This window comes from Rhodococcus sp. NPDC003383, assembly GCF_053589115.1.
Window position 1 is genome coordinate 1 of the sequence record NZ_JBSFRG010000019.1, and the last position, 20,365, is coordinate 20,365.

A 20,365-nucleotide genomic window follows, 5' to 3' on the forward strand; every position below is an offset into this window, starting at 1 on the left:
TGCGACATCGACTCCTGACCACCGGCGACGACGATCTCGAACTCCCCGGCCCGGATCAGCTGATCGGCCAGCGCGATCGCGTCGATCCCGGACAGGCACACCTTGTTGACCGTCAACGCCGGCACATCCATCGGGATGCCCGCCGCGACCGCGGCCTGCCGGGCCGGGATCTGCCCGGCGCCGGCGGTGAGCACCTGACCCATGATCACGTACTCCACCTGCTCCGGGGCGACCCCGGCCCTGGCCAGTGCCCCCTTGATCGCGACCCCACCCAGATCCGACCCCGAGAAATCCCTCAACGCGCCCTGCAAACGGCCCATCGGGGTACGGGCACCGGCAACGATGACTGACGAGGTAGACATGGCTGGACTCCGATTATGTTGTGGGGAAATAATTTTCGAAACGCTGATCAGGCGGGTTCGCCGACTGCGATCTCGAGCGGAGCGCCCGTGGCGGCGACCACGTCGTCGACGGTGACGCCGGGAGCGAGTTCACGCAGCACCAGCTTGCCGCCGTCGACGACGTCGATGACCGCCAGGTCGGTGATGATGCGGTTGACGACGGCCTGCCCGGTGAGCGGCAGGGTGCAGGTATCGACGACCTTCGGATTGCCGTCGCGATCGGTGTGCTCCATGACCACGATGACCCGGCTCGCGCCGTGCACCAGGTCCATGGCGCCGCCCATGCCCTTGACCATCTTGCCGGGGACCATCCAGTTGGCGAGGTCGCCGTTGCGGGAGACCTGCATGCCGCCGAGCACCGCGGTGTCGATGTGCCCGCCGCGGATCATCCCGAACGACAGTGCCGAATCGAAGAACGCGGCGCCCGGGTTGACGGTGACGGTCTCCTTGCCCGCGTTGATCAGATCGGGGTCGATCTTGTCCTCGGTCGGGTACGGACCGGTGCCGAGGATGCCGTTCTCGGAGTGCAGCGTGACGTGCACATCGGAGGGCAGGAAGCCGGGGATGAGGGTGGGCAGGCCGATGCCGAGGTTGACGTATTCGCCGTCGACCATCTCGGCGGCGGCGCGGGCCGCCATCTCGTTGCGGGTCCAGCCCTTCTTCTCGGTGGTCTTGTCTGCGGTCGCGTTACCTGCGGTCACTGTGCCGCTCCTTCCGATACCGTCACGGTGCGCTTCTCGATGCGCTTCTTCTGGGGGCCGGTGTGGACGATCCGCTTGACGAAGATGCCGGGCAGGTGCACCTGCGCGGGGTCGATCTCGCCGGGCTCGACGAGCTCTTCGACCTGGGCGATCGTGATCTTCCCGGCCATGGCGGCCAGTGGATTGAAGTTCATCGCGGTCTTGTCGAAGATCAGGTTGCCCGCGGTGTCGCCCTTGACGGCGTGCACGAGCGCGAAGTCGGCGTGGATCCCGAGTTCCATCACGTACCGCTTGCCGCCGAAGACACGGATCTCCTTCGGCGGAGACGCGACCGCGACCGAGCCGTCGGACGCGTAGCGCCAGGGCAGGCCGCCGTCCGAGACGGGCGTTCCGACACCGGCCGGGGTGAAGAAGGCGGGGATACCGGCACCGCCGGCGCGCAGCCGCTCGGCGAGGGTGCCCTGCGGGGTCAGCTCGACCTCGAGCTCACCGGCGAGGTACTGCCGCGCGAATTCCTTGTTCTCACCCACGTACGAGGCGACGACGCGGCGGACGCGGTGTTCGTTCAGCAGCAGACCGAGGCCGTGGTCGTCGACGCCGCAGTTGTTGGAGAACACCTCGAGATCGCCGACACCGGAGTCGACGAGCGCCTGGATCAAGACGTCGGGGATGCCGCACAGACCGAATCCGCCGACGGCGAGCGACGCGCCGTCGGTTACGTCCGCGACGGCCGCCGCGGCCGTGTCGAACACTTTCGTTGCCATTGCATGACCTCTCTCGGAAAACCTCGGCCGTGTGGTGCCGGCCCTTCGGATGCGTTCACTGGGTGGACGAGCTCGCATCGGTCGTTACCCACTACAGAGGGCAAAGACCCGCATTTCAAGGGGTGTCCGTCAACTGTACAGAGATTGCTCGCTCGCCGGAACGCGTCTCGCGACCGCGTTCACTCAATGAACGTATGCTGTCCGGGTGGAGACCGAGCAGAGACCGCAGGTGATCGGCCGCGTGAGCGCCCTGCTGCGGGCGGTCGCCGGGTACGAGCCGCACGGGTCCTCGACGACCGAGCTGGCCCGGGCGACCGGGCTGGCCCGACCCACCGCGCATCGGCTCTTGACGTCGCTGGCCGAGGAAGGCCTCGTCGACCGCGACCCCAAGTCCGGGCGGTGGTCGCTGGGGCCGGAGCTGTATCTGCTGGGCTCGCTCGCGGCCGAGCGCTACGACATCACCGATCTCGCCGGTGAGATCCTGCGCGGCATCGCGCGCGAGACCGGCGAAACCGCGCACCTGTCCGCGCGCCGGGGCGACGGCACCGTGTGCCTGACGAGCGAGGAGGGCAGTTTCCCGCTGCGTTCGCACGTGCTGTACGCGGGCAGGCGACTGCCGCTGGGCGTCGCCTCCGCGGGGCTGGTGATCCTCTCCCACCTGCCGGACCACGACATCGACGAATACCTGTCCCGGACCGACCTGACCGCGGAGTGGGGACCGGCCCACAGCCGCGCCGCCGTCGAGGAACGCATCGAGCAGACCCGGCTGACCGGATACGCGACCAATCCGGCCCTGCTCGTCGAGGGAAGCTGGGGCATGGGCGCGGCGGTGTTCGATCACCGGAATTCACCGGCATGGGCACTGAGCGTGACCGGTGTGGAGAGCCGGTTCCGGGAGGATCGGCGCCCGGAACTCGGGGAGCTGCTGCTGCGCGAGGCGCACCGCCTCACCCAGTTGCTGCGCGGCCATCGCCGCTGAGCCACCGCCGTCGACGTAACACGGCCGTTACGCTAGGTAATCAGTCGATTGACAAGTCGCCGTTACCGTCTGCTGTCGAAATGGTTACATCGATGGTGGATCGCACTGCTGGAGGCTGCATGGCGGACGGGCTCGAACGGTTGTACACGGCACTCGACGAGATGCTGCGTCCCGTCGACGACGCGTACGCCGCGGCCTATCCGGGCCCGTCCGCCGGCCGGCAGCCGGTGCACACCGTCTACGTGCCCGCCGACCGGTACGACGCGGACACCGTGCGGTCGTGGGGCGAGCAGGCCCGGCAGGTGCTAGCGGAGAACATCGCCGACGCCGGTGATCTCGCCGCGGTCACCGGGATGGAACCGGAACTCGCCGACGAGGTCCTGCCGCTCGTGCAGGCCAAACTCGCGGCGGAACCGATCGAGGATCTGCGCATCGACTTCGAGGACGGGTTCCCCCAGGCCGGAGTTCCCCTCGCCGACCGGGACGCCGACGAGGACGCACACGTCGCACGAGCCGCAGCGGCACTGCGAGCGAACACCGCGGCCACACCGTTCAGCGGTATCCGGTTCAAGTGCCTCGAGGCACCGACCCGTCGCCGCGGGATCCGGACGCTGGACGCGTTCGTGGGTGCGATCGCCGAGAACGGTTCACTTCCTGAAGGATTCGTCGTCACCCTACCGAAGGTGACGTCCCCCGAACAGGTTTCGGCGATGGTAAGGGCGTGCGAGTACCTGGAGTCCGCCTATTCGCTCACGGAAACACTGAGTTTCGAGATCCAGATCGAGACACCCCAGGCGATCTGCGGACCGGACGGCAGCGCACAGGTCGCGGCGATGATCCACGCCGCCGCCGGCCGGTGCTCGGGTCTGCACTACGGCACCTACGACTATTCGGCGGCGTGCGGAATCGCCGCCGAGTACCAGGCGATGGACCATCCGGTCGCCGACCACGCCAAAGCCACGATGCAGGTCGCGGCCGCCGGCACCGGTGTGTTCCTGTCGGACGGCTCCACCAACCGCATCCCGGTGGGCACCGCCGACGAGATCCGCAGCGCGTGGGCGCTGCACGCCCGGCTCGTCGACCGTTCGCTGCGCCGCGGCTTCTACCAGGGCTGGGACCTGCACCCGGCGCAACTGCCCACCCGGTACGCCGCGACCTTCGCGTTCTACCGCCGCTCGTTCCCGGCCGCCGCGGCACGCATCGCCGCGTACCTCGGGCGCGCCGAATCCGGCTATCTCGACGAACCCGCCACCGCGCGAGCGCTGGCGTCGTTCGTGTACCGCGGCCTCAGCTGCGGTGCCCTGTCCGCCGCCGAGGTGCACGAACACACCGGCGCCGGCCCGGAGGACCTGCAACGCCTTGCGGGCTTCCGGACAGAGAAAGGACACTCCACCCGATGACCACCGTGATCCGGGCCCGACGCGTGGTCGTCGGCGACCGCGAACGCGCCTGCGCCGTGACGCTGCGCGACGGCCGCATCGTCGCCGTCGACGACTACGACGCCCCGCTCTCAACCGGGGCCGACGAGGTCGTCCTCGCCGGCGACGAGGTGCTGCTGCCCGGCCTCGTCGACACGCACGTGCACATCAACGATCCCGGCCGCACCGAATGGGAGGGCTTCGCCAGCGCCACACGTGCCGCGGCGGCCGGCGGGGTCACCACCGTGATCGACATGCCGCTCAATTCGATTCCCTCGACGATCGATGTGGCTGCACTGGACGTCAAGCGCGCGACCGCAACCGGGCAGACCACCGTGGACGTCGGATTCTGGGGCGGCGCCGTCCCCGGCAATCTCGCCGATCTGCGGCCGCTGTGGGACGCGGGCGTGTACGGGTTCAAGTGCTTCCTCGCGTACTCGGGTCTCGACGAGTACCCGCCGCTGAACCGCGAACAGATGGTCGCGGCGATGCGCGAGATCGCCTCGTTCGACGGGTTGCTCATCGTCCACGCCGAGGACGGCCCGACACTCGACGCACAGCCCCCGGCCGCGGGTCGTCGGTACGCGGACTTCCTGCATTCGCGACCGCCCGTCGCCGAGTCGCGGGCGATCGCGCAGGTGATCGACGGCGCCCGTGAAACCGGTTGCCGGGTGCACATTCTGCACCTGTCCGACGCCGGGAGCCTGCCGCTGCTGGCCGAGGCGAAAGCCGCCGGGGTGCGCATCACCGCGGAGACCTGCCCCCACTACCTGTCGTTGTTCAGCGAGGAGATCCTCGACGGATCAACACATTTCAAGTGCTGCCCGCCGATCCGTGAGGCAGGGAACCGGGAAGCGCTGTGGCGCGGGCTGGCGGACGGCACGATCGACTGCGTCGTGTCCGACCATTCGCCGTGCACACCGGAACTGAAGAAGTTCACCAGCGGCGATTTCGGGGAGGCGTGGGGAGGCATCTCCTCGCTGCAACTGGGATTGCCGATCGTATGGTCGGAGGCACGGCGGCGCGGGCACACCCTCGTCGACGTGGTCCGCTGGATGGGCCGCAACACACGGGATCTGGTGGGTCTCGTCGATCGCGGCGAGATCGCCGTCGGCAATTCCGCCGACCTGTGCGTGTTCGCCCCCGACGATGCGTTCGTGGTGTTCCCCGAGCGTCTGCACCACCGCAATGCCGTCACGCCGTACGCTGAGCGCGCTCTGGCCGGGGTGGTCCGGCAGACGTGGCTGTCCGGCGCCCCGCTCACCGTCACCCTCGACCCGGATCGGGATCCCGCCCCGCGCGGACGCCTGCTCACCCGTGTCCCCACCTCGGAAGGAACCCATGAGCTCGCCTGATTTCCTGCAACTGCCCGATCTCGCGTCACGCGCCTTGGCCGGATCGGTGATGTACGCGAACGACGAATTGTTCGCAGAGCGCGAGAATCTCGTCGATCCCGAACCCGCGGCGCACGACACGAGCGACTTCGGGCACAAGGGCAAGGTGTACGACGGGTGGGAGACGCGACGCCGGCGCGAACCCGGGCACGACTTCGCGATCGTGCGACTCGGGGTGCCCGGCGTGGTGCGCGGCGTCGTGATCGACACCGCGTGGTTCACCGGCAACTATCCGCCGTTCGCCTCGATCGACGGAATCTGCGTCGAGGGATATCCGAACGCGGCGCAGTTGCAGGAAGCCGAGTGGGAACCGATCCTCGACAAGGTCGAGTTGCAGGGTGATACCGCGAACAGTTTCCCGGTGCAGAGCGAGAAGCGGTGGACCCATGTGCGGCTCAACATCTTTCCCGACGGTGGGGTGGCTCGGCTGCGGATCCACGGGGAACCGCGACCGGATCCGGCGTTCCTGCGCGGCACCATCGATCTCGCCGCGCTCGAGAACGGCGGGGATGTCGTGGACTGCTCGAACCGCTTCTACTCGTCGCCGCGCAACATCCTCGGTCTCGGCCGCGCCCGGCACATGGGTGAGGGATGGGAGAACGCCCGCCGCCGCGACGACGGGAACGACCACGTCGTCGTGCGGCTGGCCGGTGAAGGGCTGGTCGAACACGTCGAGATCGACACGTCGTACTTCGTCGGCAACGCGCCCGGTTGGGCACGGTTGAGCGGAACAGCCGACGAGGCATCGCTTTCCGACGAGTCCGCGTGGGTGACGCTGGTTCCGCGCGTCGAGTTGCTGCCGGACTGCCGGCACCGGTTCCGGGTCGACGCGGACCGTCCGTTGCGGTACGTCCGGCTGGACGTCTACCCGGACGGTGGCATCGCGCGGCTGCGGGTGCACGGCACGCTCGTCTGAATTTTCGCAATCGGGACATCGATTACCCGGACGAAACATTCGGTCGCGCGGCGGTAACCGGGTGGGGATAGAACTGCAGGGACATGGATTCCCACCCGGTTGGAGTTGCGCATGGCCACTGCACATCCGGTCGACACCCGGTTGCCGTTCGTCCGGCAGCTCGCGTTCGGCATCCAGCACGTCCTGATCATGTACACCGGGTGCATCACCGTGCCCCTGGTGTTCGGCGCCGCAGTCGGTCTCGACCGTGACACCATCGCCATGCTCATCAGCGCGGACCTGCTGATCGCCGGCGTGATCACGATCGTCCAGAGCCTCGGTGTCGGCAAGCTCGCCGGTGTGCGGCTTCCGATCGTGTGCGGTGCGACCTTCGCCGGCCTGACGCCGATGATCCTCATCGCCAACGAATACGGGCTGCAGGCCGTGTACGGCTCGATGCTCGTCGGCGGCATCGTCGGCCTGGCCCTGGCCTATCCGTTCGCCAAGGTCATCCGGTTCTTCCCGCCGCTCGTCACCGGCGCGGTCCTCACCGTCGTCGGCATCTCGCTGATCGGCGTCGCAGGTGGCCTGATCATCGGCAACGACCCCACCTCCCCCAGCTACGCGTCGCCGTCGCACATCGCGCTCGCCGTCGCCGTCATGGCCGTCGCGATCGGCTTCATCTGCCTCGGCCGCGGAATCTGGTCGCAGCTCGGTGTGCTCCTCGCGCTGGTCGTCGGCACGATCATCGCGCTGCCCATGGGCCTGATCGATCTCGGCGGCGTCGCCGGAAGCGCCTGGGTGGGAATCCCCACCCCGTTCCACTTCGGCGCCCCCGAGTTCCCGATCACCGCGGTGGTGGCCATGAGCATCGTCATCGCGGTCGTGTTCGCCGAATCCACCGCGAGCATGCTGGCGGTCAGCGAGATCACCGGCAAGCCGGTCGGCAAGGGCGACATCGCGCGTGGTCTCGCCGGCGACGGCCTGTCCGCCGTCCTCGGTGGCATCTTCAACGCGTTCGTCGACACCGTCTTCACCCAGAACGTCGGCGCGGTCGCGACCACCCGCGTGTACAGCCGCTACGTCACCGCGACCAGCGGCGTGATCCTGGTGCTGCTCGGCGCTCTCCCCAAGGTCGGGGCGGTCGTGGCGGGCCTGCCGAAACCGGTGGTCGGCGGTGTCGGCCTGATCCTGTTCGCCACCGTCGCGGTCGTCGGGATCAACACCCTGCGCCGGGTGGACCTGTCCGACCGCATCAACACCACGATCGCCGCGGTCGCCGTCGGGGTGGGCCTCGTGCCGGAACTCGCCGAGGGGATGTTCGAGAAGTTCCCGTCCTCCGCGCAGATCCTGCTCGGCAGCGGCATCACCCTCGCCGCCCTCACCGCGTTCGGACTCAACCTGCTGTTCAACCACACTCGGCTCGGGAGCATGGCCCGCGCGGCCGTCGCCGGCCCCGACGCTCCCGAGCCCGGCACGCCGGCCCCCGTCACCTCGGCCGGTACCCCTTCCACCCCAGGAGCCGTTCATGCAACCGTCTGACCCGTTCGAGGTCCCGACCATCGACATCTCCCCCTACGTGACCGCGGGCCCGGACAACGAACGCGCCCGGGTGGCCCGCCTGATCGACGAAGCCTGCAGCAGTGTCGGTTTCGTCCAGATCGTGGGGCACGGGATTCCCGATGACGTCGTCGACGGACTCACCGGTGCCATGGACGAGTTCTTCGGGCTTCCGCTCGACGACAAGAAGGCCTACCGGGTGGAGGGAGCGAACCGCGGCTACAGCCCGCCGAAGAGCGAATCGCTGTCCCTGAGCCTCGGTGTCGAATCCGCCGGCCGCATGAACGACTTCTTCGAGGCCTACAACATCGGTGTCGAAGCCCGTTCGTTCCCCGGACTGGGGTTGTCCGAATCCGACTACGGCATCAATCTCTGGCCCGACATCGACGGTTTCGAGCCCCGCGTGCAGCGGTACTTCGGGGAGGCGTCCCGCGTCGCGCGCACGCTCACCCGCATCTTCGCCGACGCCCTCGGCCAGGGCCCGGGCTTCTTCGACGCCCTCACCGACCACTCCATCGACGTGCTGCGCATGAACAACTACGCGCTGCCGGAAGGCACCGTCACCCTCGACGGCGACCTCACCGGCATGGGCGAGCACACCGACTTCGGCATCGTCACGGTGCTGTGGGCCGACAACGTCGCCGGGCTGCAGGTACTCGGCAGCGACGGGGTGTGGCACGACGTGGCACCGCGCGACGGTGCGCTCCTGATCAACCTCGGCGACCTCACCGCCCGTCTCACCAACGACCGGTGGCGCTCGACCCTGCACCGCGTCAAGCCGCCGATCGTCGACGGCACCATCACGCGCCGCCGCTCGGCCGCGTTCTTCCACGACGGCAACGTCGACGCGGTGATCGCGACCCTCCCCGGCTTCGTGGACGAGGGCGAGGAACCCTACGAGCCCATCGTCGTCCGCGACCACATCAAGGCGAAGCTGGCCGGCTCCCGGCACGGCAAGCCGAACACCGCCGCGGTCCGCGAGGCCGCGCGCGTGCTGGCCGCCGCAGGAAACACGGCGACGCCGTGAGCCATGTCGTCCTGGTGCACGGCGCCTGGGCCGGGCCGTGGGTGTGGGACACGATGCTCGGGCCGCTGCGGGCAGCCGGGCACACTCCGCACCCGCTCGCGCTGCCCGGCGTCGGTGCCTGGGGCGACGACGACGTCACGCTCGACGACGTCGCGGCCCACGTCGCCGACCGGGTTCGTGGAATCGACGAGCCGGTCGTGCTCGTCGGGCATTCCGGTGGCGGCATCGTCGTCACCCAGGTCGCCGAGATGCTGCCCGAAAGGGTCGCGGGCGTCGCCTACGTCGCGGGCATGATGCTGCCCTCCGGCATGGACTTCGGGATGCTGTGCGACAGTCTCGATCTCGTACCACCGGTCGGGATCTCGGCATGGCTGCAGCCGACCGCGGACGGTCGCGGCACGGTGGTGCCGCCGGAAGCGGGCGCGGCGGTGTTCTTTCACGAGGCCGCGGTCGCCGATGCGATCGGCGCCGCGCGCCGCCTCGTGCCGCAACTCGAGACGGCGCGGCTCATGGCCCCGACGTGGACCCCCGAGCGCTTCGGGTCCGTTCCACGCCTGTATGTCGAAGCGACACTGGACCGTTCGGTGCCGATCGTGACGCAACGCGAGATGCAGCGGCTGGTGCCGGGCGCGCGGGTCGTCACGCTGGACAGCGATCATGCGCCGCAGTTGTCGGCGCGCGACGAGCTCGCGTCGGTGCTCGCCGAGTTCGCCACCCGGGTGGCCGCCGAGACCGGGGCGGCTCTGTAGCGAGATCGCTTGCCGGACAGCACAGTGGCCGCCACCCCGTGAGGGCAACGGCCACTGTGGGTCTGTGCTGGTTACCGTCAGACGGTCGCCGCGACGGTCTCTTCGGCCTCGGCCGGGGAGCTCGTGCGGATCAGGTGGTCGAACGCGCTGAGCGCGGCGGTCGCACCCGCCCCGGCGGCGACGATGATCTGCTTGAACGGGACGGTCGTGCAGTCACCGGCGGCGAACACGCCCGGCACCGAGGTGCGGCCGTGGGCGTCGACGGCGATCTCGCCGCGCGGGCTGAGATCGACGGTGCCGGAGAGCCAGTCGGTGTTGGGCAGCAGGCCGATCTGCACGAACACGCCGTCCAGGTCGACGGTCTTCGACTCGTCGGTGGTGCGGTCGGTGTAGACCAGGCCGGTGACCTTGGAACCGTCGCCGAGAACCTCGGTGGTCAGCGCGCTGGTGACGATATCGACGTTGGGCAGGCTGCGGAGCTTGCGCTGCAGCACCTCGTCGGCGCGCAGCACCGAGTCGAACTCGATGAGCGTCACGTGGGCGACGACGCCGGCGAGGTCGATGGCCGCTTCGACGCCGGAGTTGCCGCCGCCGATCACCGCGACGCGCTTGCCCTTGAACAGCGGGCCGTCGCAGTGCGGGCAGTAGGTGACGCCCTTGTTGCGGTACTCCTGCTCGCCGGGCACGTTCATCGCGCGCCAGCGGGCGCCGGTCGCGAGAACGACGCTGCGCGAGAGCAACCGGGCGCCGTTCTCGAGTTCGACCTCGACCAGACCGCCCTCGGTGGCGGCGGGCGTCAGCTTCGCGGCCTTCTGCACGTTCATGATGTCGACGTCGTACTGGCGCACGTGGTTCTCGAGCTCGGCGGCGAACTTCGGGCCCTCGGTGTAGGGGACCGACGAGAAGTTCTCGATGGCCATGGTGTCGAGCACCTGGCCGCCGAACCGCTCGGCAAGAACGCCGGTGCGGATTCCCTTGCGGGAGGCGTAGATCGCGGCGGTCGCACCGGCCGGGCCACCACCGACGACGAGGACGTCGAAGGGGTCCTTCTCGCTGATCGCGGCGGCGGTGCGCTCGGCGGATCCGCTGTCGAGCTTGCCGACGATCTGCTCGAGGTTCATGCGTCCGGAGCCGAACAGTTCACCGTTGAGGAAGACGGTGGGAACGGCCATGACCTGACGGGCGTCGACCTCGTCCTGGAAGAGGGAGCCTTCGATCGCGGTGTGCTTGATGCGCGGGTTGATCACGCACATGGTGTTGAGTGCCTGCACCACGTCGGGGCAGTTCTGGCACGACAGCGAGAAGTAGGTCTCGAAGTGGTAGTCGCCGTCGAGATCGCGAACCTGCTCGAGCAGTTCCGCGGCTTCCTTCGAGGGGTGGCCGCCGACCTGCAGCAGGGCGAGCACGAGGGAGGTGAACTCGTGGCCGAGCGGGATACCGGCGAACTCGACCTCGATGTCGGTGCCGACCCGGCGGATCAGGAATGAGGGGCGACGGGTGGCTTCACCGTCGCGCACGTGGGTGACCAGGTCGGACATGCCGGCGATCTGGTCGAGGAGGTCGGCGAGTTCCTTCGACTTCGGCCGGTCGTCGAGGGACGACACGAGCTCGATCGGCTGGGTGACCTTTTCGAGGAGCGACTTGAGCTGGGCGGCGAGGGAGGCATCGAGCATGAGGATCAACTCCAGAAGTGGAAGAACTGTGACCGGTAGGGAATGGGGAGTCGGCGAACTTCTCAGCTCGAGCCGAGGAGATCCGGACGGCGCCCGGTGGCGCGGGACGAGGCCCGCGCCACCGGAACGGATTCCGTCGGGAAATCAGATCTTGCCGACGAGCTCCAGCGACGGGGCGAGGGTGGCGTCGCCCTCTTCCCACTTGGCCGGGCAGACCTCGCCCGGGTGGTTGCGGACGTACTGCGCAGCCTTGACCTTGCGGACGAGCTCGGCAGCGTTGCGGCCGATGCCCTCGGCGGTGACCTCGGTGAACTGGACGACGCCGTCCGGGTCGACCAGGAAGGTGCCGCGGTCGGCCAGGCCCTGGTTCTCGCGGAGGACCTCGAAGTCGGTGCTGATCTGCAGGGTCGGGTCGCCGATCATCGCGTACTTGATCTTGCCGATGGTCTCGGACGAGCTGTGCCACGCCTTGTGCGTGAAGTGCGTGTCGGTGGAAACGGAGAAGACCTCGACGCCGAGACCCTGCAGCTCCTCGTAGTGATCCGCCAGGTCACCGAGCTCGGTCGGGCAGACGAACGTGAAGTCGGCGGGGTAGAAGAAGAAGATCGCCCACTTGCCCTTGATGTCCTCGTCGGACACGGTCACGAAGGCACCGTCCTTGAAGGCCTCCGCCTTGAAGGGCTTGATCTGCTTGTTGATCAGCGACATGTAGAGCCTCACTCGGTCTCGATGGGGTTGACGGTTATCGACGTTAACGTCCACCTATTGATTGTGCCAATCGATTGTTCTTAGAAGTTCGATAAAGGATGGCTATCAACAAGGGATCATCGCAGGTAGGAGCATTGTCCGATTTATCCGATGTGACAGAACACACAAAGTGCGGCTGCGCCGCTCGTGTGCCTTTCTGGCGGCTGGGGACGCCAGAAAGGCACACCGGCGGCGGAGCCGCACCTAGGCTCGCGACATGCGCGCACCGGCAGAGAAAGTCGCCTCCCCCGAGGACCTCGCACGGCAGCTGGACAGCACCGGCTACCTCGCCGACGAGGGGCTCGCCGTCTCGGCGTACCTCGCGCTGCGGATGGGTCGGCCGCTGTTCTGCGAGGGTGAACCCGGCACCGGCAAGACGTCCCTCGCCGTCGCGCTCGCCGAAGCGCTCGACCTGCCCCTGGTCCGGCTGCAGTGCCACGAAGGCATCGACGCCGCGCAGGCCCTCTACGACTGGGACTTCCCGCGCCAGCTCCTGCACCTGCGCACCCTCGAGGCGGCGTCGGCCGGCACCCTCGACCCGGACGCCGCGGAACGCTCGCTCTACACCGAACGGTTCCTGCTCACCCGACCGCTGCTGCGGGCCCTCACCGAATCCCCGTGCGTGCTCCTCGTCGACGAGATCGACCGCGCCGACGACGAGTTCGAGGCGTTCCTGCTGCAGCTGCTCGACGAGAACGCCGTCACGATCCCCGAACTCGGCGAGATCCGCGCGGCCGTGCCCCCTCTCGTGGTGCTCACGTCCAACCGGACCCGCGAGGTCCACGACGCCCTGAAACGACGCTGTCTGTACCTGTGGGTCGACCACCCGGACCTGGAACGCGAGGTCGCGATCCTGCGCCGGCGCCTCCCGGGCATCGACGAGACCCTCGCCCGGCAGGTCACCCGCGCTGTGCACGTCCTGCGCGAGATGGAACTGCTCAAACCGCCGGGCGTCGCCGAAACCCTCGACTGGGCGCGGGCCCTGCTCGAACTCGACCGCACCGTGCTGGACGCGGCGACCGCGTCGGCGACGCTCGGCGCCGTGCTCAAGTACCGGGAGGACCTCGCGCGCGTCGCCCGCGCCGGTCTGGACCGGCTGGTAGCGGGGTGACCGGGCCGTGCACACCGCATCACCCTCCGGCGGTGCTCTCGTCGGGCTCATCGGATTCACCCGCGCGCTCGCCGCGGCGGGCCTGCCCGTCGCACCGGACGCCACCGCCGCGTTCGTCACAGCCGTGACCGAACTCGATCTCGCCGACCCCGGCCACCTGTACTGGGCGGGCCGCGCGACCCTGTGCCACAACCCCGACGACCTCGCCCGCTACGACCTGGCCTTCGAAAGCTGGTTCGGTGGAACGGTTCCCACCCATCCCGCAGTGACGGCGGAACCGCAACCGAAGCTCTCGCACATCGCCGCCCTCGCCGAAGCCGCGACCGCGGGCTCGGACGAAGCCGCACCCGACCTGCAGGTCGCCGCCGACGAGACCGAGGTGCTGCGGCACCGCGACATCGCCGAACTCACCCCCGCCGAACGGGCTCACCTCGACGAGCTCATCGCCACGCTGCGTCCGCGGCCGCCGATGCGCGCGGCACTGCGGGTACGCCCGTCGCGGCGCGGACCCGTCGATCCGCGCCGCACCCTCCGGGCGATGCTCTCCGCCGGCGGGGAACCGGTGCGGCCGAGCCACCACCGCAAGGCCACCCGCCCGCGCCGCGTCGTCCTGCTCGTCGACGTGTCCGGATCGATGAGCCCGTACGCCGATGCGCTGCTGCGGTTCGCGCACGTCGTCACCCGCGCGAACCCGTCCGGCACCGAGGTGTTCTCCCTCGGCACCCGGCTCACGCGGCTCTCGCGCGCGCTGCGGGCACGCGACCCCGAGATCGCCCTCGCCGGGGCCGGTCGCGCCGTCCCCGACTGGGCCGGCGGCACCCGGCTCGGCGAAACGCTGCGCGCATTCCTGGACCGGTGGGGCCGGCGCGGTCTGGCGCGCGGCGCCGTCGTCGTGGTGTTCTCGGACGGCTGGGAGCGCGGCGACCCGTCGCTGCTGGCCGAACAGATGGCGCAGCTGCGGCGCCTCGCCCACGCCGTACTGTGGGTTAATCCGCATGCAGGCGTCGACGGCTATCAGCCCGTGCAGTCGGGCATCTCGGCGGCGCTGCCCCACATCGACCGTCTGCTCGCGGGCCACAGCCTGGCCACGCTGCAGGCACTGCTGGAGGAGGTTCACCGTGCGTGAGGTTCTCGACGAGCTCGACCGCCGCTACCGGGACGGGGAGCCCGTGGCGCTCGGTACCGTGGTGTCGACGTTCCGGTCGGCGCCACGTGGGCCGGGAGCGTCGATGCTGGTGGCCGCGGACGGCACCGTCACCGGCAGCGTGTCCGGTGGGTGCGTCGAGGGAGCCGTGTACGAACTGGCGCAGGACGTCATCGGCGACGGTGTCCCGGTGCTGCAGCGGTACGGGGTGTCCGACGACGACGCGTTCTCCGTCGGGCTGACCTGCGGCGGCATCATCGACGTGTTCGTCGAGCGCATCGACGAACCGAGCTTCCCCGCGTTCCCCGCGCTCGTGGACTCGGTGCGCGCGGGGGAACCGGTCGCCGTCGCGACCGTCACCGAGCATCCCGACGCCGCGACCGTCGGCCGCCGCCTGGTCGTGTGGCCGGACCGCGCCGACGGAGAGCTCGGATCCGACCGCATGAACGAGGCCGTCACCGACGACGCCCGCGGCCTGCTCGACGTAGGGCGCTCCGGCACCCTGCACTACGGGCCGGACGGGCAACGTCGCGGTGAGGGAATGTCGGTGTTCGTCAACGTCTTCCAGCCGCCCCCGAGGATGCTGGTGTTCGGCGCGATCGACTTCGCCGCGGCGATGGCGAAGCTCGGGTCGTTCCTCGGATACCGGGTGACGGTGTGCGACGCCCGCGGCGTGTTCGCGACCACCGCCCGCTTCCCCGCCGCCGACGAGGTGGTCGTGGACTGGCCGCACCGCTATCTCGCCGCCGAAGCCGAGGCCGGACGGGTCGACAGCCGCACGGTCGTCGCGGTGCTCACCCACGATCCGAAGTTCGACGTGCCGCTGCTCGAGGTCGCGTTGCGCATGGACCTGGCGTACGTCGGGGCGATGGGGTCGCGTCGCACCCACGACGACCGGCTCGCCCGGCTGCGGGAGGCGGGGGTCGGCGACGACGAAATCGCTCGTCTCTCGTCGCCGATCGGCCTGGATCTGGGGGCCCGCACCCCCGAGGAGACGGCGGTGTCCATCGCCGCGGAGATCATCGCGCTGCGGTGGGGAGGCCGCGGAGAACGCCTCACCCGGACCGAGGGCCCGATCCACGGTCACGAGGGCGCGCCGGCCGGCCACCACGACTGAGGATCCGCCGCGCGGAGGAACCGTCGGAAACGGGCAGAACCGTCGGAAAGACAACTGCCGTTTCTGCGATTCCGGCCGTTCGGACAGCCCTCGGAGGGCACAGTGTCAGTCATCTGAAGTCATCCGGATTCGGATGCACGGCACGGGAGGCTCGATGCGCATAACTGTCACCGTCGACGGCACCAGCTACACGGACGATGTCGAACCGCGTCTGTTGCTCGTCCACTATCTCCGCGACCGCCTCGGCAAGGTCGGCACGGTCGTCGGTTGCGACACCAGCAACTGCGGCGCCTGCACCGTTCACCTGAACGGCCGCAGCGTCAAATCCTGCTCGGTGCTGGCGGTGCAGGCCGACGGCGCCGAGGTCACCACCGTCGAAGGTCTCGCGACCGACGGCGCGCTGCACCCCGTGCAGCAGGCGTTCCACGACAACCACGCCCTGCAGTGCGGCTACTGCACGCCCGGCATGATCATGTCGACACTCGACCTGCTCAGCGAGAACCCGGACCCCGACGACCGGCAGGTCCGGCTCGGGCTCGAGGGAAACCTGTGCCGCTGCACGGGATATCAGAACATCGTCGCCGCCGCGCAGGACGCCGCGCGGCGCCTGCGTGAGGCCGACGCGACCACGGGAGGCGCCCGATGACCAGCACCGTCGACGCCGGCACCACCACTCCGGAACCGGAGATCGGCAAGGCCCGGGTCCGCAAGGAGGACGAGCACCTGCTCACCGGCCGCACCAAGTGGACCGACAACCTGGTGCTGCCCGGCATGGTGCACCTGGCGATTCTGCGCAGCCCGCTCGCACACGCCCGCATCACCAACATCGACGTCACCGAGGCCCGGAAGATGCCCGGCGTGATCGCCGTCTACACCGGCGCCGACCTGGCCGAGGAACAGGGCAGCCTGCCGTGCGCCTGGCAGATCACCCCGGACATGAAGGCGCCCCCCGCACCGGCGCTGGCGGTGGACACGGTGAACTTCGCGGGCGAAGCGGTCGCGGTGGTCGCCGCGCGCAGCGCGTACGAGGCGCACGACGCGCTCGAGGGCATCGACGTCGACTACGACGAACTGCCCGTGGTGCTCGATCTGGCCGCGGCCGCGCGCGAGGGCAGCGACCTCGTGCATCCGGATCTGGGCACGAACGTCAGTGCCACGTGGATCTTCGATTCGGCCGAGGCCGGCACCGGCGGCAACGTGGAGGACGCGATCCGCGACGCCGAGGTCGTCGTCGAGCGCACCTTCCGGCAGCAACGGCTCATCCCCGCGTTCATGGAACCGCGCTCGACGGTGGTGGATCCGACGGGCCCGCAGATCACCATGTGGTCGGCGACCCAGGTGCCGCACGTGCTCAAGCTGATGCTCGCGATGAGTCTGGGCATCCCCGAACACAAGCTGCGGGTGATCGCACCGGACGTGGGCGGCGGGTTCGGCGGCAAGCTGCAGGTCACCCCGGAGGAGGTCGTGACCCTGCTGGTGGCGCGGCGGCTCGGCAAGCCCGCCAAGTACACCGAGACGCGCAGCGAGTCGATGGCGGCCGCGCATCACGGTCGCGACCAGATCCAGAAGCTCACCCTCGCCGCGCGCCGCGACGGCACCGTCACCGGGCTGAAGGTGGAACTGCTCGCCGACATGGGCGCCTACCTGCGCCTGGTGACCTCGGGTGTGCCGATCCTGGGCGCGTTCATGTTCAACGGGATCTACAAGTTCGGCGCGTACCACTTCTCGTGCACCAACGTGTTCACCAACAAGGTGCCGACCGACGCCTATCGCGGTGCGGGCCGACCGGAGGCGACCTTCGCGATCGAACGGATGATGGACGAGCTGGCCGCCGAACTGTCCATGGATCCGCTCGAGCTGCGCGAGAAGAACTGGATCCGCCACGAGGAGTTCCCGTTCGCGACGATCGCCGGTTTGACGTACGACTCGGGGAACTACGAAGCCGCGACCGCCCGGGCGAAGGAGTTGTTCGACTACGACGGGTTGCGGCGCGAACAGGCGGAGCGACGCGAACGCAACGATCCGGTGCAGCTCGGGATCGGGGTGTCGACATTCACCGAGATGTGCGGGCTCGCACCGTCGCGGGTGCTCGGGTCCCTCGCCTACGGTGCGGGCGGCTGGGAGCACGCGTCGATCCGGATGCTGCCGACCGGCAAGGTCGAGGTGGTCACCGGGGCGTCCGCGCACGGTCAGGGGCACGAGACGGCGTTCTCTCAGATCGTCGCGGACCGGCTCGGCATCCCGTTCGAGGACATCGAGGTGCTGCACGGCGACACCCAGACGTCGCCGCGCGGCCTGGACACCTACGGGTCGCGGTCGCTGGCGGTGGGCGGTATCGCGATCGTCGCGGCCGCCGAGAAGGTCGTCGCCAAGGCCCGGCCCATCGCCGCGCACCTGCTCGAATGTGCCGAGGAGGACCTCGAATTCACCGGCGGCCGGTTCCAGGTGGCGGGCACGCAGAAGGCGGTCGCGTTGACCGACGTGGCGCTGGCGGTGTTCGCCGCGCACAACCTGCCCGACGGGATCGAACCGAACCTGGATTCGGAGGCCACCTACGACCCGGACAACTTCTCGTATCCCCACGGCACGCATCTGTGCGCGGTCGAGGTCGACACCGAGACCGGCTGGGTGAATATCCGGAAGTACGTGTGCGTCGACGACATCGGGCACGTGGTGAATCCGCTGATCGTCGACGGTCAGGTGCACGGCGGGCTCGCGCAGGGCATCGCGCAGGCACTGTACGAGGAGGCGGTGCACGACGAGTCGGGCACGCTGTTGAGCGGATCGTTCGCCGAGTACCTGCTGCCGTCGTCGGCGGATCTGCCGGACTTCACCACCGACCGCACCGAAACCCCCGCGACGGGGAACCCGCTGGGCGTCAAGGGCGTCGGCGAGGCCGGCACGATCGCCTCGACGCCGGCGGTGGTCAACTCGGTGCTCGACGCGGTGCGCCACTTCGGTGTCCGCGACATCGAAATGCCGTGCACGCCGATGCGGGTGTGGCACGCGATCGAATCCGCTCAGGGAGGGGCCCGATGATTCCGTCCGCGTTCGACTACGTCGCCCCGACGAGTCTCGACGAGGCCGTCGACGCGCTGGTCTCCGCCGGTGAGGATGCGAAGGTCATCGCCGGTGGCCAGAGCCTGATGCCGGTGCTGCGGCTGCGGATGGCCGCACCGACGGTGCTCGTCGACATCGGTCGTGTCCCCGAGCTGCGCGGGGTGCGCGAGGACGGCGACGAACTCGTGATCGGTGCGATGACCACCCACCACGACGTGGCGCACGACCCGTTGGTCCGCGAGCACGCCCGCCTGCTCGCCGAAGCCGCGAGCACGGTCGCCGATCCACAGATCCGGCATCGTGGCACGCTGGGCGGCGCTCTCGCGCATGCCGATCCGGCCGGGGACATGGGCGCGCCGGTGATGGCACTGGACGGCACGTTCGTCGCCGTCGGTCCGGCCGGGCGGCGCAACATCCCGGCCGCCGATTTCTTCGAGGACTACTTCACCACGGCGCTCGGCGCCGACGAGATCCTCGCCGAGATCCGGATCCCGAAGCACAGCGGCTGGGCGGCGCACTACGAGAAGTTCAACCGGGTCGCGCATGCGTGGTCGATCGTCGGTGTCGCGGCGACCGTCGCCGTCGAGAACGACACGATCGCGCAGGCGCGGGTCGCGTTGACGAACATGGCGTCGGTCCCGGTCCGGGCGCGCGGAGTCGAGGAGCTACTCACCGGTCGGCCGGCGAACGCGGATACGATCCGGGAGGCCGCCGAGCGCGCCGCCGAGGGCACCAGTCCCATCGGTGACGGCAACGCGGACGTCGAGTACCGCACGCATCTCGCCCGGGTCCTCACGCGCCGAGCCGTGACGACGGCAGCCGGGCTCTGACATCTGAGGGGATCGACCATGCAACTGGAACATCAACTGTCCGTGCCCGCCCCGATCGACGAGGTGTGGTCGGCGGTGCTCGATCCGGAGAAGGTCGCGCCGTGCATGCCGGGCGCGACCCTGACCGGCGTCGACGGTGACACCTTCACCGGCACCGTGAAGGTGAAGATCGGGCCCGTGGCCCTGACCTACAAGGGCACCGGCGAGTTCGTGGAGAAGGACGAGGCCGCGCGGAAGGTGGTGCTGCTGGCCAAGGCGAAGGACTCCCGCGGCAACGGCACGGTGGACGCGACCATCACCATCACCCTCACCGAGAACGGCGAGAAGACCGACGGCACCGTGAACACGGATCTGTCCATCACCGGTAAGCCGGCCCAGTTCGGGCGGGGCATGATCTCCGACGTCGGCGGCAAGATCATCGAGCAGTTCGCGGAGTGCCTGTCGAAGAAGCTCGGCCCGGCCGCCGAGGAACCGGCTCCCGCAGCCGAGGCCCCTTCTCCCGAAACCACCGCCCCCGAGGCAGCCGTGCCGGGAAGCACCGCCGCCGCGGCCGCGGCGGCCGAGACCGCCGCGTCCGAGGCCGCGGCACCGGTGGCCACGCCCGAGGCCGCCGCACCCGCACCCGCGGCCACCCAGGCCCCGGTGGCGCCGGTTGCCGAGGCCGAGCCGCTCGACCTCATGCAGTACGCGCGGGGCTCGGCGATCAAACGCATCGGACCCGCCGTGGGTGCGGCGGCGCTGCTGGTGATCGTGCTCTTGGTGCTGCGCCGCCTGCTCGGTTCGCGCGACTGAGTG

General features: G+C 69.4%; 19 protein-coding genes. 14 read left to right on the forward strand and 5 right to left on the reverse strand.

Translation table 11 applies throughout. The features are described 5' to 3' along the window. From ACWDTS_RS17205 to ACWDTS_RS17215, 3 genes are all read right to left on the reverse strand, one after another. Positions 1-362 (reverse strand): thiolase family protein (locus tag ACWDTS_RS17205; protein ID WP_450118674.1); only part of this gene is annotated, 362 nt, incomplete at its 3' end. A 47-nt stretch (positions 363-409) separates the two neighbouring features. Further along, positions 410-1,102: a 3-oxoacid CoA-transferase subunit B gene (locus ACWDTS_RS17210; RefSeq protein WP_450118675.1), complete on the reverse strand. Its 693-nt coding sequence runs from the start codon at positions 1,100-1,102 to the stop codon at positions 410-412. Next, the gene (locus ACWDTS_RS17215; protein WP_197252737.1) at positions 1,099-1,866 is read right to left on the reverse strand and encodes a CoA transferase subunit A; all 768 of its coding nucleotides are present in this window, start codon (positions 1,864-1,866) and stop codon (positions 1,099-1,101) included. The genes ACWDTS_RS17210 and ACWDTS_RS17215 overlap by 4 nt, the downstream gene beginning before the upstream one ends. 205 nt (positions 1,867-2,071) lie before the next feature. On the opposite strand from ACWDTS_RS17215, the gene ACWDTS_RS17220 reads away from it, so the two are divergent. The 7 genes from ACWDTS_RS17220 (at position 2,072) to ACWDTS_RS17250 (ending at position 9,888) form a co-directional block, all read left to right on the forward strand. Next, positions 2,072-2,845, forward strand: coding sequence for an IclR family transcriptional regulator (locus tag ACWDTS_RS17220; protein ID WP_450108946.1), 774 nt, complete (start codon positions 2,072-2,074; stop codon positions 2,843-2,845). Positions 2,846-2,964: 119 nt separating this feature from the next. After that, entirely contained in the window at positions 2,965-4,245 is a 1,281-nt protein-coding gene (locus ACWDTS_RS17225) for a DUF6986 family protein (protein WP_450118676.1), read from the forward strand. Further along, positions 4,242-5,618, forward strand: a complete 1,377-nt coding sequence (gene allB / locus ACWDTS_RS17230) for an allantoinase AllB (RefSeq protein ID WP_450118677.1) — start codon at positions 4,242-4,244, stop codon at positions 5,616-5,618. Before ACWDTS_RS17225 ends, allB begins: the two co-directional genes overlap by 4 nt. Next, positions 5,605-6,573: an allantoicase gene (alc, locus tag ACWDTS_RS17235; RefSeq protein WP_450108944.1), complete on the forward strand. Its 969-nt coding sequence runs from the start codon at positions 5,605-5,607 to the stop codon at positions 6,571-6,573. The genes allB and alc overlap by 14 nt, the downstream gene beginning before the upstream one ends. A gap of 111 nt (positions 6,574-6,684) precedes the next feature. Continuing rightward, positions 6,685-8,094, forward strand: coding sequence for a uracil-xanthine permease family protein (locus ACWDTS_RS17240; RefSeq protein ID WP_450118678.1), 1,410 nt, complete (start codon positions 6,685-6,687; stop codon positions 8,092-8,094). Beyond that, positions 8,081-9,139 (forward strand): isopenicillin N synthase family dioxygenase, encoded by a 1,059-nt coding sequence (locus ACWDTS_RS17245; RefSeq protein ID WP_450118679.1) that lies wholly within the window; start codon positions 8,081-8,083, stop codon positions 9,137-9,139. Before ACWDTS_RS17240 ends, ACWDTS_RS17245 begins: the two co-directional genes overlap by 14 nt. Then, positions 9,136-9,888: an alpha/beta fold hydrolase gene (locus ACWDTS_RS17250; RefSeq protein WP_450118680.1), complete on the forward strand. Its 753-nt coding sequence runs from the start codon at positions 9,136-9,138 to the stop codon at positions 9,886-9,888. The genes ACWDTS_RS17245 and ACWDTS_RS17250 overlap by 4 nt, the downstream gene beginning before the upstream one ends. A 77-nt stretch (positions 9,889-9,965) precedes the next feature. Here the strand turns inward: ACWDTS_RS17250 and ahpF are convergent, their stop codons facing one another. Together ahpF and ahpC are read right to left on the reverse strand one after the other, a co-directional pair. Beyond that, positions 9,966-11,561: an alkyl hydroperoxide reductase subunit F gene (ahpF, locus tag ACWDTS_RS17255; RefSeq protein WP_450118681.1), complete on the reverse strand. Its 1,596-nt coding sequence runs from the start codon at positions 11,559-11,561 to the stop codon at positions 9,966-9,968. Between the two features lie 144 nt (positions 11,562-11,705). Further along, positions 11,706-12,269 (reverse strand): alkyl hydroperoxide reductase subunit C, encoded by a 564-nt coding sequence (gene ahpC, locus ACWDTS_RS17260; protein WP_197252747.1) that lies wholly within the window; start codon positions 12,267-12,269, stop codon positions 11,706-11,708. Between the two features lie 256 nt (positions 12,270-12,525). Here ahpC and ACWDTS_RS17265 point away from each other — a divergent pair, with 256 nt between their 5' ends. The 7 genes from ACWDTS_RS17265 to ACWDTS_RS17295 all read left to right on the forward strand — a co-directional run bounded on the left by ACWDTS_RS17265 (position 12,526) and on the right by ACWDTS_RS17295 (position 20,362). After that, positions 12,526-13,419: an AAA family ATPase gene (locus ACWDTS_RS17265; protein ID WP_197252729.1), complete on the forward strand. Its 894-nt coding sequence runs from the start codon at positions 12,526-12,528 to the stop codon at positions 13,417-13,419. A 7-nt stretch (positions 13,420-13,426) separates the two neighbouring features. Next, on the forward strand, positions 13,427-14,545 hold the full coding sequence (locus ACWDTS_RS17270) for a vWA domain-containing protein (protein WP_248674720.1): 1,119 nt from the start codon (positions 13,427-13,429) through the stop codon (positions 14,543-14,545). Continuing rightward, positions 14,538-15,680 carry an XdhC family protein gene (locus ACWDTS_RS17275; RefSeq protein WP_197252727.1) on the forward strand — a complete coding sequence of 381 codons (1,143 nt, stop codon included), beginning with the start codon at positions 14,538-14,540 and terminating at the stop codon, positions 15,678-15,680. The genes ACWDTS_RS17270 and ACWDTS_RS17275 overlap by 8 nt, the downstream gene beginning before the upstream one ends. 154 nt (positions 15,681-15,834) lie before the next feature. Then, positions 15,835-16,326, forward strand: a complete 492-nt coding sequence (locus tag ACWDTS_RS17280) for a (2Fe-2S)-binding protein (protein ID WP_197252726.1) — start codon at positions 15,835-15,837, stop codon at positions 16,324-16,326. Then, a complete protein-coding gene (locus tag ACWDTS_RS17285; protein ID WP_450118682.1) occupies positions 16,323-18,719 on the forward strand; it encodes a xanthine dehydrogenase family protein molybdopterin-binding subunit in 2,397 nt (798 codons plus the stop codon). Before ACWDTS_RS17280 ends, ACWDTS_RS17285 begins: the two co-directional genes overlap by 4 nt. Further along, a complete protein-coding gene (locus ACWDTS_RS17290; RefSeq protein ID WP_450118683.1) occupies positions 18,716-19,570 on the forward strand; it encodes an FAD binding domain-containing protein in 855 nt (284 codons plus the stop codon). The genes ACWDTS_RS17285 and ACWDTS_RS17290 overlap by 4 nt, the downstream gene beginning before the upstream one ends. A gap of 18 nt (positions 19,571-19,588) precedes the next feature. Then, positions 19,589-20,362: an SRPBCC family protein gene (locus ACWDTS_RS17295; RefSeq protein ID WP_450118684.1), complete on the forward strand. Its 774-nt coding sequence runs from the start codon at positions 19,589-19,591 to the stop codon at positions 20,360-20,362. Positions 20,363-20,365 lie beyond the last annotated feature (3 nt).

Excerpts from the sequence above, each read along its gene's own strand:
- ACWDTS_RS17290 (WP_450118683.1), top strand. The coding sequence starts at position 18,716 with ATGATTCCGTCCGCGTTCGACTACGTCGCCCCGACGAGTCTCGACGAG.
- alc (WP_450108944.1), top strand. The coding sequence starts at position 5,605 with ATGAGCTCGCCTGATTTCCTGCAACTGCCCGATCTCGCGTCACGCGCC.
- ACWDTS_RS17225 (WP_450118676.1), top strand. The coding sequence starts at position 2,965 with ATGGCGGACGGGCTCGAACGGTTGTACACGGCACTCGACGAGATGCTG.
- ACWDTS_RS17280 (WP_197252726.1), top strand. The coding sequence starts at position 15,835 with ATGCGCATAACTGTCACCGTCGACGGCACCAGCTACACGGACGATGTC.
- ahpC (WP_197252747.1), bottom strand. The coding sequence starts at position 12,269 with ATGTCGCTGATCAACAAGCAGATCAAGCCCTTCAAGGCGGAGGCCTTC.
- allB (WP_450118677.1), top strand. The coding sequence starts at position 4,242 with ATGACCACCGTGATCCGGGCCCGACGCGTGGTCGTCGGCGACCGCGAA.
- ACWDTS_RS17215 (WP_197252737.1), bottom strand. The coding sequence starts at position 1,866 with ATGGCAACGAAAGTGTTCGACACGGCCGCGGCGGCCGTCGCGGACGTA.
- ACWDTS_RS17245 (WP_450118679.1), top strand. The coding sequence starts at position 8,081 with ATGCAACCGTCTGACCCGTTCGAGGTCCCGACCATCGACATCTCCCCC.
- ahpF (WP_450118681.1), bottom strand. The coding sequence starts at position 11,561 with ATGCTCGATGCCTCCCTCGCCGCCCAGCTCAAGTCGCTCCTCGAAAAG.
- ACWDTS_RS17295 (WP_450118684.1), top strand. The coding sequence starts at position 19,589 with ATGCAACTGGAACATCAACTGTCCGTGCCCGCCCCGATCGACGAGGTG.
- ACWDTS_RS17285 (WP_450118682.1), top strand. The coding sequence starts at position 16,323 with ATGACCAGCACCGTCGACGCCGGCACCACCACTCCGGAACCGGAGATC.
- ACWDTS_RS17265 (WP_197252729.1), top strand. The coding sequence starts at position 12,526 with ATGCGCGCACCGGCAGAGAAAGTCGCCTCCCCCGAGGACCTCGCACGG.
- ACWDTS_RS17240 (WP_450118678.1), top strand. The coding sequence starts at position 6,685 with ATGGCCACTGCACATCCGGTCGACACCCGGTTGCCGTTCGTCCGGCAG.